The organism is Pseudomonas sp. LB3P31 (assembly GCF_054897945.1).
Genome location: NZ_CM142710.1, coordinates 2,426,112 through 2,441,543, shown reverse-complemented (window position 1 = coordinate 2,441,543; position 15,432 = coordinate 2,426,112). Strand labels below are relative to the sequence as shown.

The 15,432-nt window shown below is 55.6% G+C and carries 11 protein-coding genes and 1 pseudogene; 7 read left to right on the top strand and 5 right to left on the bottom strand.

The genetic code is table 11. From position 1 onward, the window contains the following. Positions 1–67: 67 nt before the first annotated feature. The 4 genes and pseudogenes from ACYZTK_RS11170 to ACYZTK_RS11155 form a co-directional block, all read left to right on the top strand. Positions 68–328 (top strand): annotated as a pseudogene (locus tag ACYZTK_RS11170) (hemolysin secretion protein D); the annotation flags it as partial. A 95-nt stretch (positions 329–423) separates the two neighbouring features. Beyond that, complete coding sequence (locus ACYZTK_RS11165) at positions 424–957, top strand: hypothetical protein (protein ID WP_462014489.1); 534 nt, start codon at positions 424–426, stop codon at positions 955–957. Positions 958–966: 9 nt separating this feature from the next. Next, on the top strand, positions 967–6,513 hold the full coding sequence (locus ACYZTK_RS11160; RefSeq protein WP_462014488.1) for a S8 family serine peptidase: 5,547 nt from the start codon (positions 967–969) through the stop codon (positions 6,511–6,513). A gap of 199 nt (positions 6,514–6,712) precedes the next feature. Next, a complete protein-coding gene (locus tag ACYZTK_RS11155; protein ID WP_462014487.1) occupies positions 6,713–7,342 on the top strand; it encodes an NMCC_0638 family (lipo)protein in 630 nt (209 codons plus the stop codon). Here the strand turns inward: ACYZTK_RS11155 and ACYZTK_RS11150 are convergent. From ACYZTK_RS11150 to ACYZTK_RS11140, 3 genes are read right to left on the bottom strand one after another with little or no spacing between them, the layout of a single operon-like run. Then, entirely contained in the window at positions 7,272–8,177 is a 906-nt protein-coding gene (locus ACYZTK_RS11150; RefSeq protein ID WP_462014486.1) for an acyltransferase, read from the bottom strand. The two genes, ACYZTK_RS11155 and ACYZTK_RS11150, sit on opposite strands and share 71 nt — an antisense overlap. Continuing rightward, the gene (gene pta, locus ACYZTK_RS11145; protein WP_462014485.1) at positions 8,178–10,277 is read right to left on the bottom strand and encodes a phosphate acetyltransferase; all 2,100 of its coding nucleotides are present in this window, start codon (positions 10,275–10,277) and stop codon (positions 8,178–8,180) included. A 57-nt stretch (positions 10,278–10,334) separates the two neighbouring features. Next, positions 10,335–10,673, bottom strand: a complete 339-nt coding sequence (locus ACYZTK_RS11140) for a DUF3565 domain-containing protein (protein WP_462014484.1) — start codon at positions 10,671–10,673, stop codon at positions 10,335–10,337. On the opposite strand from ACYZTK_RS11140, the gene ACYZTK_RS11135 reads away from it, so the two are divergent. The 3 genes from ACYZTK_RS11135 (at position 10,642) to ACYZTK_RS11125 (ending at position 13,046) form a co-directional block, all read left to right on the top strand. Continuing rightward, the gene (locus ACYZTK_RS11135) at positions 10,642–11,127 is read left to right on the top strand and encodes an FKBP-type peptidyl-prolyl cis-trans isomerase (RefSeq protein ID WP_462014483.1); all 486 of its coding nucleotides are present in this window, start codon (positions 10,642–10,644) and stop codon (positions 11,125–11,127) included. The genes ACYZTK_RS11140 and ACYZTK_RS11135 overlap by 32 nt on opposite strands. A gap of 124 nt (positions 11,128–11,251) precedes the next feature. Then, on the top strand, positions 11,252–11,734 hold the full coding sequence (locus ACYZTK_RS11130) for a glutathione peroxidase (protein WP_462014482.1): 483 nt from the start codon (positions 11,252–11,254) through the stop codon (positions 11,732–11,734). A gap of 208 nt (positions 11,735–11,942) precedes the next feature. Beyond that, on the top strand, positions 11,943–13,046 hold the full coding sequence (locus tag ACYZTK_RS11125; protein ID WP_462014481.1) for an NADH:flavin oxidoreductase: 1,104 nt from the start codon (positions 11,943–11,945) through the stop codon (positions 13,044–13,046). A gap of 119 nt (positions 13,047–13,165) precedes the next feature. Here the strand turns inward: ACYZTK_RS11125 and ACYZTK_RS11120 are convergent, their stop codons facing one another. Together ACYZTK_RS11120 and cysZ are read right to left on the bottom strand one after the other, a co-directional pair. Next, a complete protein-coding gene (locus ACYZTK_RS11120) occupies positions 13,166–14,365 on the bottom strand; it encodes a glycosyltransferase family 4 protein (RefSeq protein WP_462014480.1) in 1,200 nt (399 codons plus the stop codon). Positions 14,366–14,404: 39 nt separating this feature from the next. After that, complete coding sequence (gene cysZ, locus ACYZTK_RS11115; RefSeq protein ID WP_462014479.1) at positions 14,405–15,157, bottom strand: sulfate transporter CysZ; 753 nt, start codon at positions 15,155–15,157, stop codon at positions 14,405–14,407. Between the last annotated feature and the right edge of the window lie 275 nt (positions 15,158–15,432).

Genomic DNA, 15,432 nt, shown 5'->3' with positions numbered 1-15,432 from the left:
AACCTTATATGGCGAGGGCGTATGTAGGCCATCTAGCTATGTTGATGAGTTTTGCGGAAGACACGTTTTTGGGTTAACTAAATACGGTAAAGTTGAAGGTGAGGTTGTCAGTATTTCAAATGATGCGATTGAGGATGAAAAGCGAAGTCCCATTTACAGTGGTCGTATTCGGCTTAAGTCCGACAGCCTAACGATCAAAGGGCAACGTGTTGCGCTAACACCAGGAATGTCTGTCACGACTGAAGTTAAAACCGATCAGCGCAGAGTTATTGATTGCTTTTTGAGCCCGCGGCAGCAGCATATCGAAGAGAGCCTAAGAGAGTGCTGAGGTCGGATAATGAAGGCAGTTAAAAAGAAAATGAATTACAGACTTTTGGATCTATTGGGGCGTCTGGCTAATGAAGTGATTTTCTGGAGGTTGACATGAGAATGAAACGATTGGCAGCTATCGCTAGTTTGGTTTTTTTGGCGTTTCCGGCGTCAGCTGAGTGTGTTTTTTCTGAGCTTCCTCAGGAGGAACGGCCATATAAGCTCAATCTTTCAGGCTCTGAGTGCAAGCTTGTTCGTTACAGCGGAGGAAGTGTTGTAACTATTTTTGTGAACTACCCGAGCATGGAGGTGGTTCGCGAGCGACCATTTGATGATTCCCTTGTGAGTATTCGTTTGGTTTACATATCCAAGTCCACATTCAATCAGAACGCTACTATCGAAGGTAGGCAGCCTGCGAGCATAAAAAATGGAATTGAAACCTATGGAGATGGAAATAGTAGATTTATTAGATTTATTGGTGGTGATGGTAATCCAACATTTGTGTCGGAGTGGCCAAACACATACGACGCTCGGCATTTGTTTAATTACGGAATCCAAATTCGCTACCAATATGCCTTAAAGCATGAAAATTTTAGGGGTATGGACGATTTTGCAATAACGTTTCTCAAGAAAATCACACGTGAATAAGGAGTCTCTATGAGTGGAATGATTTTGAGTCCGGAGCAGCTCGCCGAGCTAAGTGCATTGCGGGATAATAAAGAATATCCTGCAATGTATGGCTACCTGCAAAAACTGGTTACTGAAAAAATTGCAGCTTCACCTAGTGATCCTTCGATTTCAGAGCTGGAAAAAACAGCTAATTGGTTGTCAGGCGCGAAATCAATAAACTCGAACGACCGAAGCTTTTTTAGCGATATGGTTCGTGGCTCAATAAAATTTGCTGTAGCAACCACCGGAAGGCCACTAACGGATGACGAGTTTCAGATAGTTTCAAATAAACTAGCAGAGAGCGTCGCACAGACAGTTATAGACGCAAGAGCAATCGTCCCTCCTCAAGAGATAATCCAAACCGATGTTACCGCAGCCGTTAACGGCTTCGGTTTGCAACAATGGAATTGGCCGGGCACCATTGGTGACCAACTACCCTCTCCATTTGGGCTCGGACAAGACTTTGTTCAGGTGACAGGTAGTGATCGCGTAGAGTACGGTAAAAATTTAGGTATCGCGATCATGCAAAATGCCGCGGGGCTGAATAAGTTCTTGGATCGAGATACACCGCTTGATATAAATAAACAATGGAAAATGGCGAGGGATATTAATAAGTGGATTGGCGACAATCTGTATAAAATTTTCCCAAATTCTGTTGAGACACCTGTTGATACGGCGCCCAAGCAACTAATCGATATTGATATGACTCCATCACCTCAACCTCAGCAGAATATTCAAGGCGAAAACAAAGCTCGGCAAGATGTAAGCAATGGCTATGTTGTCAACTCGCCTACCCACAGCATTTTATTTAAAGATGATACCCTAAATAAAACAGATTTTACTTCAACGCAAATTGGTAGTTTGGCGACAGGTGGAATACGACCAGGGGAAATACAACTCGACCCTAACGCTCGCCCCAATACCTATCTTTCACAGTTCTACCAGACCCCGGACAGCACTAGGCCGGACTTCAGTTTACTCAATGCTGTAACCCTGAATGGCCTTTCGGCGATGACAACGGTCAATACCTATGTCGATCCGTTGCTGCTGGACTTGGGCGGCAACGGCGTTCGCATGACCGATATCCGGGATGGCGTATTGTTTGACACCGATCATAGCGGCACGCTCAAGCGTACGGGATGGGCTGACCGCAGTACCGGTATGTTGGTCATTGACAACGGTAGTGGCCAGATTAAAGACGTCAGTCAGATGTTCTCCGAATACTATGCTGGCAAGGCTGGCGTTGGCGGTGCCGCTGGGGAGGTACGATTCAAAGACGGTTTCGCTGCGTTAGCCAGCGAAGACGCCAATGCTGATGGTGTGATTGACAAGAACGATCCGATCTGGAGCAAACTGCGTGTGTGGGTCGATGCCTCTCATGATGCTCAAACCGATGCCGGTGAGCTCAAGACTTTGACCGAACTAGGTATCACCCAAATTAATGTACGAACCACCACGGCCAGCAATGAAGTCCGTGATGGGAACAGAGTGCTTGCCCAAGGCACCTTTACAATTAACGATAAAACCCAAGAAGCTCTCGCGGTTGATTTTTTGGGGGATCCTGTAAGCAGCACATTGCTTGATCAGGACGCGGGAACTAAGGTGACTTCCACCTCAGAAGGAGTGACAACGACTGCTTATGCAAGTAAGAGCACTATTGGTGAGACGTTGGATGCTGCTCAGTTAGGCGTTAGCAATCTATACGGTGGTCTCGGGAACGATGCCCTCATTGCCGCGCCAACAGGTAGTTGGCTCGTGGGTGGAGGGGGAAGCAATACCTACACGGGTTCTGCTGGTAACGATGTCTTTGTGATCAGTGCGTCAGACCGTATGGAAAATATCCACGGTAACGGCGGACGCGATACGGCCATTATCGTCGGCGATGAAGGTGTGGCTTTAAACATGGCGCGAGCTGGACTGACAATTGCTCAGGGCGGCCGTGGTAATGATGTTATTGCCAGTGGTGGCACCTCTAGTGCATTCATCAAAGGTGGTTCCGGAGATTCGACACTGATCGGTGGTGCGGGCAATGATGTCTTAGTCGGAGGGACGGGATACAACACAATTTTAGGCGGCAGTGGGAAGGCTGTCATTTATGCAGGTCCGAAAGGCGACACCATTTACGCATCAGAAGGCGGCAGCATCATTCACGCTGGCGGTGGGGATGACATAATTTACGGAAGTGTTGGCAATGATGTCGTTGAGGTCGGAGGTGGCAATGCCATTATTGACGGTGACGGCGGAATCAACATCGTTACCCTGCATGGCAACCATGGCGACTATAAGATCACACGCACTGCCACGGGTTACGAAGTGGCCGATACGGTTGCCGGGCGGGATGGTACCGTCACACTGAAAAACATCCAAAAGCTGAATTTTTCTGATATTTCGGCGGTGGACCTTCAGCTGCCGAGCGCCTTGCCCGTAGCGGATGCCTTGCGGCTCAATCAGGCCGGAGGTGAATTCAACCGTACCCAGCCGCAGCTGATATCTGCTGCCAGCATCCTTGCCAATGACCAGCGCTTGAACAGCCAAGGCAACTTGCGGATCGCTTTTGTTAGCGATCCGATTGGCGGTAATGTGAGCCTCGTTGAACAGGGCGATGTGCTGTTTACCCCCGACCCGAGCTTTACCGGAATTATGAAGTTCAAGTATGACGTCACGGATGAGGCTGGTAACCCGACAATCTCGGTGGCGAATTGGAAGACGGGTGAAATGGCGCTAATGCGGGCGACAGCTTCATTGCTGACACCAGATGTCCCGACCGACCCGCTGACCAACAGTCAGTGGTACTTGAACGACATCAACGTACTGCCAGTCTGGAAGGACTATACCGGCAAAGGTGTGCGCATCGGGCAGTTTGAGCCAGGAGGTGAGTTTTCCACCGCCTCGGAAATCTTCGACACCCAACATCCGGACCTGGCAGCAAATGTGGATCAGTCCTGGCTGCAGGCGCAGCGCACGGGCCAGACGCTGCCATCGCTGGTGTCGGATCACGCAACGATGGTCGCGGGCGTTATGGTGGCGGCAAAAAACGCGTTGGGTGGAGTCGGGATTGCCCATGAAGCAACACTCGGGGGGCACTATCTGGCTCGCGGCACATATATGCCCGGCATAGGCAAGATGCTCGGATATGACATTGCCAACCACAGCTGGAGCTTCGCGGATGACTTTGCTCTCAGCAATATGCAAAATTCAAGGGGTAGTGGAGCTCTTACGTTGTTAAGTAACGCGCAATACGCGGCCGAAAATGGTAGGGGAGGGCGCGGTACGGTAATTGTCACCATAGGTGGGAACGAACGGGCCAGTGGAGGTAGTGCTCAAGGATCGTTGACCAACAACAACCGCTTTTCGATTCAGGTCGGCGCCATCAATTCTTTAGGGGATATTTCGACCCTTGAGTCACGTTCTGCGCCTTTCTCCAATCCTGGTGCGAGCCTTTTGATTTCAGCACCAGGCAGCAACATTTTGTCGACCAGTCACAAACTGGAAACCGAGCGTGGTTCGACATTTGGCAGTGACTACAGTGCTTCGAATGGAACCAGTTTCGCCGCACCGATCATATCCGGAGTGGTTGCCCTGATCCTGCAGGCAAATCCCAATCTCAGCTATCAGGATGTGCAACAAATACTTGCGGTATCCGCGCGCAAAGTTGAAGACGAAAGCACTCAGTGGGCCGATAACGGTGCTCGAAACTGGAACGGTGGCGGGATGCATGTGAGTCACGATTACGGTTTTGGCAAAGTGGACGCGCGTGCCGCCGTGCGATTGGCGGAGAGCTGGATACCAAAATCCATGAACAAATCGACCTCTACATCGACATCTGGGCGAGGGCTATATATTGGTGCCGGACAGAGTCTCGTCGATATGCTGGCACCTTTCGCGGATCTCAGCATCGAGCATGTCGAAGTGGATTTAGACGCAACAGTCGGGCGGTTAGGCGACCTAGTGGTCAAGTTGATTGCACCCAATGGTACTCAGAGCGTTTTACTCAATCGGACTGGCAAAAGACCCGTTACAGCGCCAGGAGCGAACGACGCGGATGTCGGAAGCACTGTGTCGGGGGCATTCAAGTACACCTTCATGTCAACCCATCACCGTGGTGAAACCTGGACAGGGCTACCGAGGGAGGATTGGATATTGGAAGTGACTAACGCAGCTAATGGATTGCCTGTCACGCTCAATGGCTGGTCGTTACGTCTGTTCGGTTCTGGAAATTCTGATGGCGAAACCTACTTCTATACCGATGAGTTTGCGAATTCACTCGTACGCCAGAAGCAGAGGGCCATCCTAGATAATGGACCTGGGGGCAGCATTATAAATGCGGCAGCCGTTAGCGGTGATGTTTCGATTGATCTTAGTACAGGCATAGCGCTTATTACTGGTGCGGAAATGAAGGTGAACAACGTGCAGGGTATACACACTCTGCTAAGCGGTGATGGTAATGACACGCTAATAGCGGGGCCGTCTGACAGCTTGTTGAATGGCGGCCGTGGCAACAACATGTTGGTTGGGGGGGCGGGTAAAGACCTCTTCGTCGTTCATCGACGGGACGGGGGACTCGACACGTTGGTTAATTTCGATTCTGCTCGTGGGGAATTGATCAATCTGGTCGGTTTCAGAAGTAGAAAATTCTCTGATTTACGCCTCATTCAGCAACAAGCGGACGTGGTGGTGGAGTTGGAGGGGAAACAACGGATCTTGTTAAAAAATCAACTCGCCGCTGCATTAGGTCCCAGCCAATTTAAATTTCAGGCTACTTTTTTTGCTGACCCCGTGCTCCCCGATGAAGTGCGTATCCGCCTGGAATCCATGATTAACGCTCTTGGCGTCTCATCCGAGGTTGCAGCTATGGAGCAAGAACCCCCGGGTATACTGACACTTAGAGGTGGCGCAGAGGGGGTGGGCCATTTCCCAGACGCCAATGGGCGCATCATTGCGTCTTTAGATGGCTTAGTGTATGTGCATGACAGGGAGCCTTCCAATGTCTTCGTTGTTGCGAAGCAAGAGAATGTGGCGGATTACCTAAATGCTTTGCAAGGCTTTCGTCAGGGCGTCGACAAGATCGATTTGAGCCAAACAGGCGTCACTGAATTCAGCGCTTTAACGATCAGCAAACATTATCGCCTGCTGATCGATGATATACCGGTGATCCACGGAGTGACGGTCAGTATTGAAGCAGCAGCTCCAGATTCTGAAATAAAGCTGCTATATCTGGATGGGTTGGAGGTTACTCAGTTAGTTGAGTCTGACTTCATATTCGCCTACCCGCAGGCACAGACAGTCGTCAGTACTATATCAGAAGTTCCCACCCTAGCTGAAAACTGGACGAACAATCCATCAGGCGAGCTTACTCCCGGGGATATTGCCAAAAGCGGACAGCCTGTCATATCTGAGGCATTCCCATCTCGCTCCAACGCTGACGTACTGGTTCAAGCAATGGCGTCGTTCGCGCCGCGATCTGCCGCAGGCTTGACGTTTGCATCAATGGACCAAAGTTCGTTACATCCAATGTTGGCAGCGAATGCCGCCTGAGTAGAGTAGTAAAGTTGTCATTACCAAGTCGATGCCGTATCGCTCTTGCAACATCAATGTTGCAGGAGCGAATTTCGCTACGCCACCGGTAGGGCGTTCGCGAGCTAGGTAAAACGAGCGTGGCAATGATTAATTGCTGTCTCATGTCCCTAACCAATCGAAGCCGTAGTGTACTGAACGCATGCTCTGGGAGATTAATATGCGCAAATTATTTATCACCACGCTTTTGCTCGCACTGGCATCAAATAGTTGCTGGGCCAGCGAAGGTGAAGATCAAACCGCCTCATTCTTCAAGATTTACTCGTCGCTTTGCCTCAAGAATATTCACAAGTTTGAGGCGCTCAAAGAAACGCTGAAGCCTATGCCGAAGCTTCCGCCAGAAAAAGCAGAACCTTTTCTGGCAGGTCAGGCTGGAGACGCTTGGCCTGTTCCCGACGAACACGCAACAGCCGTACTTGCCATACTGTCTGGGAATAGTCTTTGCGCGGTATATGTCCGCAGAGCAGACACTGCTGCGGCGATAAAGCTGTTTACTTCAACGGTCGCAACCGCGCCATCTCCAATCAAAGTGAAACTATTGAAGAGTGAAACCATGGAAACCGTCTTGAATGGGCAGACGCAAACTGTTTCATACGAATGGTCAGCTCCAAACGCCAAGCGCGGGATATTGTTTACTCTCACGACAGCTTCAGCCGATTTCGCACACATTCAAGTGCTTGGCTCCGTCGCTGTCGTGGGACTTCACGACTCTCCCTCACTCACGTCCGAACCGGATACTCCCGATGCATCTGCCCCAGCAACGCATCCTTATCCAGCCACAACTGATTAATCCACCCCTGAAACTGCAACCGGTACTCCCCATCCTGCTCATAATTCTTGCCAATAAACTCCGGCGGAATCTTCAATTCCTGGAAGTGCACCACCACGTCCGCGACATTCCCACACAACAAATCCCAATACCCCGGTCGCCCGCCAGGATAATGAATCGTCACATCAACGATCGACTCCAGCTGCTCACCCATCGCATCCAGCACAAACGCAATGCCCCCAGCCTTGGGTTTCAGCAGGTATTTAAACGGTGATTTCTGCTGCGCATGCTTGCCTTCGGTAAAGCGCGTACCTTCGGCGAAGTTGAACATCCCCACCGCATGATTGCGAAATTTCGCGCAGGTCTTGCGCGTAGTTTCCAGGTCTTTGCCCTTCTTCTCCGGGTGCTTTTCCAGGTAGGCCTTGGAGTAACGTTTCATGAACGGGAAGCCTAAGGCCCACCAGGCCAGGCCAATCACCGGGACCCAGATCAGTTCCTGTTTGAGAAAGAACTTCAGCGGCTGGATGCGGCGGTTGAGTACGTATTGCAGCACCATGATGTCGACCCAGCTCTGGTGGTTGCTGGTGATCAGGTAGGAGTGTTGGTAGTCCAGGCCTTCCAGGCCGCTTAGGTGCCAGCGGGTGCGGCAGACCAGGTCCATCCAGGCCTTGTTGTTGCTGATCCAGGCTTCGTGGGTGTGGCTCATCAACCAGCGCGTGAAGCGCTGGGTAATGGCGAACGGCAGCACTTTGAAGATCGCCACGCAGAACAGGAACGAGCACAGCAGGATGGTGTTGAGGGCGAGCAATATCGAGGCGATCACGCCGCGCACGGCGGCAGGCAGGAAACCCAGCATTTAAAGATCCATAGGTCGGTTGGCGGCTTGGATCGCGGTCAACGCGATGGTGTAGACGATGTCATCGACTTGGGCGCCGCGCGGCAGGTCGTTCACCGGTTTGCGCAGGCCTTGCAGCATCGGGCCGAGGCTGACGCAGTCGGCGCTGCGCTGCACGGCTTTGTGTGTGGTGTTGCCAGTGTTCAGGTCGGGGAACACGAACACCGTGGCGCGGCCAGCCACCTGGCTGTTTGGCGCCAGTTGCCGGGCGACGGTTTCGTTGGCGGCGGCGTCGTACTGCAGGGGGCCGTCGATCAGCAGCGAGTTTTGCTGTTCGTGGGCGAGCAAGGTGGCTTCGCGGACCTTTTCGACTTCTTCGCCGCTGGCGGATTCGCCGCTGGAGTAGCTGATCATCGCCACGCGCGGGGTGATGCCGAAGGCGGCAGCGGAATCGGCACTCTGCAGGGCGATCTCGGCCAGTTCGCTGGCACTCGGGTGCGGGTTCATCACGCAGTCGCCGTAGACCAGAACTTCCTCGGGAAACAGCATGAAAAACACCGAAGACACCAGGGTGCAGCCCGGTGCGGTCTTGATCAGCTGCAGGGCCGGGCGGATGGTGTTGGCGGTGGAGTGGATGACGCCGGACACCAGGCCATCGACTTCGTCCAGCGCCAGCATCATGGTGCCGATCACCACGGTGTCTTCCAGTTGCTGTTCGGCCATTGGCGCGTTGAGGCTTTTGCTTTTACGCAGTGCGACCATGGGCTCGACGTAACGCTCACGGATCAGGTCCGGGTCGAGAATTTCCAGCCCCGGCGGCAGCTCGATATCGTGCGCGCGGGCCACGGCTTCGACGTCTGCCGGCTTGGCCAGTAACACGCAGCGGGCGATGCCGCGGGCCTGGCAGATGGCGGCGGCCTGCACGGTCAACGGCTCGCTGCCTTCGGGCAGGACGATGCGTTTGTTCGCGGCCTGGGCACGTTGGATCAGTTGATAGCGGAACACCGCCGGCGACAGGCGCATCTCCCGTGGTGTACCGCAACGCTGGTGCAGCCAGTTGGCGTCGAGGTGGCTGGCGACGAAGTCAGTGATGATCTCCGCACGTTCGCGGTCGTCGATCGGGATTTCCTTGTTCAGGCCGTTCAACTGGTTGGCGGTGTCGTAGGAGCCGGTGCTCACCGACAGCACGGGCAGGCCCGCCTGCAAGGCGCCGCGGCACAGTTCCATGATGCGCGGGTCGGGCAGCGTGTCGCTGGTCAGCAACAGACCGGCCAGCGGCACGCCGTTCATGGCAGCGAGGCTGACGGCGAGGATGATGTCGTCGCGGTCGCCAGGGGTCACCACCAGCACGCCGGGCTTGAGCAGCTCCACGGTGTTGCGCATGGTGCGGGCGCAAATGATGATTTTGCTCATGCGCCGGGTTTCGTAATCCCCGGCGTTGAGAATCTGCGCGCCCATCAGGTCGGCGACGTCGCGGGTGCGCGGCGCATTGAGTTCCGGCTGGAACGGGATGCAGCCGAGCAGTTTGAAATCACCGCTGCGCAGCAACGGCGAATGATCCTTCAGACGCGAGGCGAAGACTTCCATGCTCTCATCGGTCTTGACCTTGTTGAGTATCACGCCGAGGACCTTCGGGTCTTTCGGACCGCCGAACAATTGCGCCTGCAATTCCACGCGACCGGAGAGCTCGGTCAGCACTTCGTTTTCCGGCGCCGAGACCAGGATCACGTCGGCGTCCAGGCTCTTGGCCAGGTGCAGGTTGACCCGTGCGGCGTAGCTGGCGCTGCGGGTCGGGACCATGCCTTCGACGATCAGCACGTCCTTGCCGATGGCGGCCTGCTGGTAGAGCGTGATGATTTCTTCGAGCAGCTCGTCGAGCTGACCGTCGCCCAGCATCCGCTCGACGTGGGCCAGGCCCAGCGGCTTGGGCGGTTTCAAACCGTGGGTGCGCGCCACCAGTTCGGTGGAGCGTTCAGGGCCGGTGTCACCCGGGTGCGGTTGGGCGATCGGTTTGAAAAAACCGACCTTGAGCCCTGCGCGTTCGAGGGTACGCACCAGGCCAAGGCTGATGGAGGTCAGGCCCACTCCAAAATCGGTGGGTGCGATAAAAAAAGTTTGCATGCGGATTCTCTAAAGGAACGCAGGGGTGAGCATCTAGCAGTGACGCTCTACCGAAATTCAGTCGCCAAGGTTATCGCTAACCGAGCCTTGTGCGCACCAACCGCAAGCAAAGGGCTGGCCTATTTTTTCAAGACGTTGCGCGGGGTCCGTGACCCAGGCCCGGTTTTGCCACGGCGGCTGGTGCCGCAGGTGCTGCGTATGGCCGCAGGACAGCTCGGCCACCCAATGCCCGTCCTCGTCCAGATGAAAACCTGTGACTGTCGAGCCTGGCGCCGCGTTCCGTCTGTCCGGGTTGTGTTCGCTTTCGGACGATTGCTTCGCTAAACTTGGCCTTTCTTTATTCTTCTGCAAAAGGTCTCGCCCCATGCTGATCGCCGCCAATAAGGCTGTCTCCATCGACTATACCCTGACCAACGACGCTGGTGAGGTCATCGACAGCTCCGCCGGCGGCGCGCCGCTGGTCTACCTGCAAGGCGCAGGTAACATCATCCCGGGCCTGGAAAAAGCCCTGGAAGGTAAAGCAGTTGGTGATGAACTGACCGTTGCCGTTGAACCTGAAGATGCCTATGGCGAGTACGCTGCCGAACTGGTCAGCACCTTGAGCCGCAGCATGTTTGAAGGCGTTGACGAGTTGGAAGTGGGCATGCAGTTCCACGCATCTGCGCCAGACGGCCAGATGCAGATCGTGACCATTCGCGACCTGGACGGCGACGACGTGACTGTCGACGGCAACCACCCGTTGGCCGGTCAGCGCTTGAATTTCCAGGTCAAGATCATCGACATCCGTGACGCCAGCCAGGAAGAAGTGGCCCATGGTCACGTGCATGGCGAAGGTGGTCATCAGCACTGATTTTCTGCGCTAAGCTTTCGAGAACTGGAGAGGCGCCCGAGGGCGCCTTTTTTAGTCCGCGGTTGTCCATGGCAGCGCCGCCAGGTGGCTGTTTCGAGAAGAACACGGGAATTTGGAGTTCGTCATGAGTGCTTTTCACGACCTTAAATTGACAGCCCTGGATGGTCAGGAGCTACCGCTGGCGCCTTTCAAAGGGCGCGTCGTGCTGGTGGTGAACGTTGCATCCAAATGTGGCCTCACTCCGCAATATGCGGCGCTGGAAAACCTGTACCAGCAGTACAAGGACAAGGGTTTCAGCGTACTCGGGCTGCCGTGCAACCAGTTTGCCGGACAGGAACCCGGGTCTGAGCAAGAGATCCAGGACTTCTGCAGCCTGAACTATGGCGTGACGTTTCCGTTGTCCAGCAAGCTGGAAGTCAACGGGCATGACCGTCATCAGTTGTACCGCCTGCTGGCGGGCGAGGGTGCGGAGTTTCCTGGGGACATTACCTGGAACTTCGAAAAATTCCTGCTGGGTAAGGACGGCCGCGTGCTGGCGCGGTTCTCGCCGCGGACGGCGCCGGATGATGCTTCTGTTGTTCAGGCCATCGAGAAAGCGCTTAGCTGAAAGATCAAAAGATCGTCCGAACGCGGCCCGAGCCTTCGGCAGCTCCTACGGGTGTACGCATTTCACCGTAGGAGCTGCCGAAGGCTCGGGCCGCGTTCGGACGATCTTTTGCCTTTTGAACCTAAATCACCAAAATCAATAGTACTTTTCAATTCGCGGAACCCTCCATATTATGGCTGTCATAAAGCCTATCCCCGTGGAGCGTCCAATGCCCGTCAAAGCCCTGTTCAAACCGTTCCACCTCGGCACCCTGGAACTGCCGACCCGCGTCGTCATGGCGCCGATGACCCGTTCGTTCTCCCCAGGCGGCGTGCCTAATTCCAAGGTGATCGAGTACTACCGTCGTCGCGCTGGCGCCGGAGTCGGCCTGATCATCACCGAAGGCACCACGGTTGGGCACAAGGCTTCCAACGGCTACCCGAACGTGCCGCACTTCTATGGTGAGGCCGCGTTGGCCGGCTGGAAGAAGGTGGTGGATGCGGTACACGCCGAGGGTGGCAAGATCGTTCCTCAACTGTGGCATGTGGGCAGCGTGCGGCGCATCGGCACCGAGCCGGACGCCAGCGTGCCGGGTTACGGTCCGACGGAAAAACTCAAGGACGGCCAGGTCGTGGTGCACGGCATGACCAAGCAAGACATCCAGGACGTCATCGCCGCGTTTGCCCAAGCAGCCAAGGATGCCCAGAGCATTGGCATGGACGGCATCGAAATCCACGGTGCCCACGGCTATCTGGTCGACCAGTTTTTCTGGGAAGGCAGCAACCAGCGCACCGACGAGTACGGTGGCAGCCTGGCCAACCGTTCGCGCTTTGCCATTGAATTGATTCAGGCCGTGCGCGCAGCGGTGGGCGAAGGCTTCCCGATCATCTTCCGATTCTCCCAGTGGAAGCAGCAGGACTACACCGCGCGCCTGGTGCAAACCCCGCAAGCGCTGGGCGAATTCCTCCAGCCGCTGTCGGATGCCGGCGTGGATATTTTCCATTGCTCGACTCGCCGCTTCTGGGAACCGGAGTTTGACGGTTCCGAACTGAACCTGGCGGGTTGGACCCGCAAGCTCACCGGTAAGCCGACCATCACCGTGGGCAGCGTCGGCCTGGATGGCGAGTTTCTGCAGTTTATGGTCAATACCGACAAGATCGCGCAGCCGGCCAGCCTGGAGAAATTGCTGGAGCGACTGAACAATGATGAGTTCGATCTGGTGGCGGTAGGGCGTGCGCTGCTGGTGGATCCGGATTGGGCGCAGAAGGTGCGGGATGGGCGGGAGGAGGAGATCTTGCCGTTTAGTCGTGAGGCGTTGATGACTTTGGTTTAAGCGTTTACCGGGCTGGCCCCTTCGCGAGCAAGCCCGCTCCCACATTGGTTCTGCGTCGTACACAAATCCAGTGTGGGAGCGGGCTTGCTCGCGAAGACGGCTTCAGAGTCAGCTAAGATTCAAGGAATGGTCGGTGCATTCAGCACCCCCATCTCCCCCACACAAGCCCCCCGCAACTGCCCCTCAAACTGCTCGATAATCGCCGGCCATCCCTGCCGACTCGCATGCTGCCGGGCATTCAACCGAACGCAGCGCAACGTCTCGCGCTCTTCCAGCAGCCACACCGCTGCATCGCAAAACGCGTCCTCATCCCCAGGCATCGCCAACACCCCGTTGTAGCCATGGCGAATATGCTGGGCCGCCGCAGCCTGATCGTAAGCCACCACGCCCAAGCCCGAAGCCAGCGCCTCAAGCACCACATTGCCGAAGGTTTCAGTCATGCTCGGAAACAGAAACACATCCCCTGACGCGTAGTGACTGGCCAGCACTTCTCCGCGTTGGGCGCCGCAGAAAATCGCCTGCGGCAACTCCTTCTCCAGCGCAGCCCGTTGTGGCCCGTCACCAATCACGATCAGCTTCAGATTCTTCTGTGGATGACTTGCCTGCAGCGTATCGAAACAACGTTTGAGCAGACCCAGATTCTTCTCCGGTGCCAGGCGACCAACATGGATCACCGCAATGTCACGCTCACCCACCCCCCACTGCTCGCGCAGCGCCGGCAAGCGCCTGGTTGGATGAAACAACTGGCTGTCGACCCCGCGCGACAATAACGCCAGACGCTCGAAATGCCGCCGTTCCAGTTCCATTCGCTGGCTGACACTGGGCACCAGCGTCAGGTTCGAGCGGTTGTGGAACCAACGCAAGTAGTGGGTAAGCAACCGGGTCAGCAGGCCAAAGCCATACTGGCTGGAGTACTGCTGGAAGTTGGTGTGAAAACCACTGACCACGGAAATGCCCAGGCGCCGCGCAGCGCGCAGGGCGGATAATCCCAACGGGCCTTCGGTGGCGATGTACAGCACGTCCGGGCGATGGCGCTGCCAACGCCGCAGCAACTTGTGCATCGACGACTGCCCCCACTGCAACCCCGGATACCCGGGCAGTGGCCAGCCCCGGCACAGCAGCAACTCATCGTCGCCAGCCATTTGCTGGTCGCCATCCTGACGCGGTCGCACCAGCTCCACATGATGCCCGCGCGCGCGCAAGCCGTCGCACAGGCGGCCAAGGGTGTTGGCCACACCGTTGATTTCGGGAGGGAAGGTTTCGGTGATCAGGGTGATATGCAGAGCTGTCGTCATGACCCCAGTGTCGGCTGGGGCCATGTCGTCAGTGTGACGGAGAAATGATGTATTTATGAACGATCAGCGTTGGGTGATGAGGTTTTCCGCGCCGCGTTCACGCACCCAGAACAGCGTTGCACCCGCGACGGCTGCCGGCATCATCAGGATGTTGACTACCGGAATCAGCAGCACCAGGTAGACACTGCCGCCGAAACTCATGCTCTGCCAGCGCTTTTCGCGCAGCCAGGCGAGCATCTCGTTCCAGCCGAGCTTGTGGTTATCAGCCGGGTAGTCAATGTACTGGATCGCCATCATCCACACCCCGAACAGCAGCCACAGCGGCGCCGCGATGATGTTCACCACCGGGATGAACGACAGGATGAACAGCCCGAGCGCGCGGGGCAGGAAATAGCCGAGCTTGCGCATTTCCCGGGCCAGGGTGCGCGGGATCATGGCGATCAGTTCACCCCAGCTGAAGGCCGGGAAGTCATCAGTGCCACGCACCACCACTTCGACTTTCTCCGCGAGAAAGCCGTTGAAGGGCGCGGCGATGATGTTGGCCAGCATGGTGAAGGTGAAGAACACCATCAACACCACCAGCACGACGAAGATTGGCCACAGGATGTAACTGAGAAAACTCAGCCATTCGGGCAGGGAAGGCATCAGCGTATCGACCCACAGGCTGAACTGATGGCTGGCCAGGTAGATCAATCCGACGAATAGCACCAGGTTGATCATCAGCGGCAACAGCACAAACAGTCGCAGACTGGGGCTCAGCACCAGCTTGAGGCCTTCACGCAGGTATTGCGGGCCAGAGAGAACGGGGGCGGGCATAAGGTGCTCCGAGCAAGGGAAAACGCGCCGACCTTACCGGCTTTGCCCGAGGGGCGAAAGCGCGGCAGCAGTGTCGACATCAGCTTTAACAAATTAGTCTATATAGACGCGGCACCGGATAGAGACCCGCTATGAGCTGGATTGTTATTGCGTATTTCCTTAATCTTCGCCCCCTCGATAAGCTGCACCCATTCTTTTTACAGGACTGTCGAGCCCAAGCCTTCCCCAAGTGCTGTCAACGGTCCTTTTTTATTTCCGCCGGCAACCCGGCGTTC

Coding starts and splice junctions, on each gene's coding strand:
- ACYZTK_RS11140 (WP_462014484.1), bottom strand. CDS start 10,673: ATGGAGACAGCCTTATTGGCGGCGATCAGCATGGGGCGAGACCTTTTG.
- ACYZTK_RS11130 (WP_462014482.1), top strand. CDS start 11,252: ATGAGTGCTTTTCACGACCTTAAATTGACAGCCCTGGATGGTCAGGAG.
- ACYZTK_RS11125 (WP_462014481.1), top strand. CDS start 11,943: ATGCCCGTCAAAGCCCTGTTCAAACCGTTCCACCTCGGCACCCTGGAA.
- ACYZTK_RS11155 (WP_462014487.1), top strand. CDS start 6,713: ATGCGCAAATTATTTATCACCACGCTTTTGCTCGCACTGGCATCAAAT.
- ACYZTK_RS11165 (WP_462014489.1), top strand. CDS start 424: ATGAGAATGAAACGATTGGCAGCTATCGCTAGTTTGGTTTTTTTGGCG.
- ACYZTK_RS11120 (WP_462014480.1), bottom strand. CDS start 14,365: ATGGCCCCAGCCGACACTGGGGTCATGACGACAGCTCTGCATATCACC.
- ACYZTK_RS11135 (WP_462014483.1), top strand. CDS start 10,642: ATGCTGATCGCCGCCAATAAGGCTGTCTCCATCGACTATACCCTGACC.
- ACYZTK_RS11150 (WP_462014486.1), bottom strand. CDS start 8,177: ATGCTGGGTTTCCTGCCTGCCGCCGTGCGCGGCGTGATCGCCTCGATA.
- cysZ (WP_462014479.1), bottom strand. CDS start 15,157: ATGCCCGCCCCCGTTCTCTCTGGCCCGCAATACCTGCGTGAAGGCCTC.
- ACYZTK_RS11160 (WP_462014488.1), top strand. CDS start 967: ATGAGTGGAATGATTTTGAGTCCGGAGCAGCTCGCCGAGCTAAGTGCA.
- pta (WP_462014485.1), bottom strand. CDS start 10,277: ATGCAAACTTTTTTTATCGCACCCACCGATTTTGGAGTGGGCCTGACC.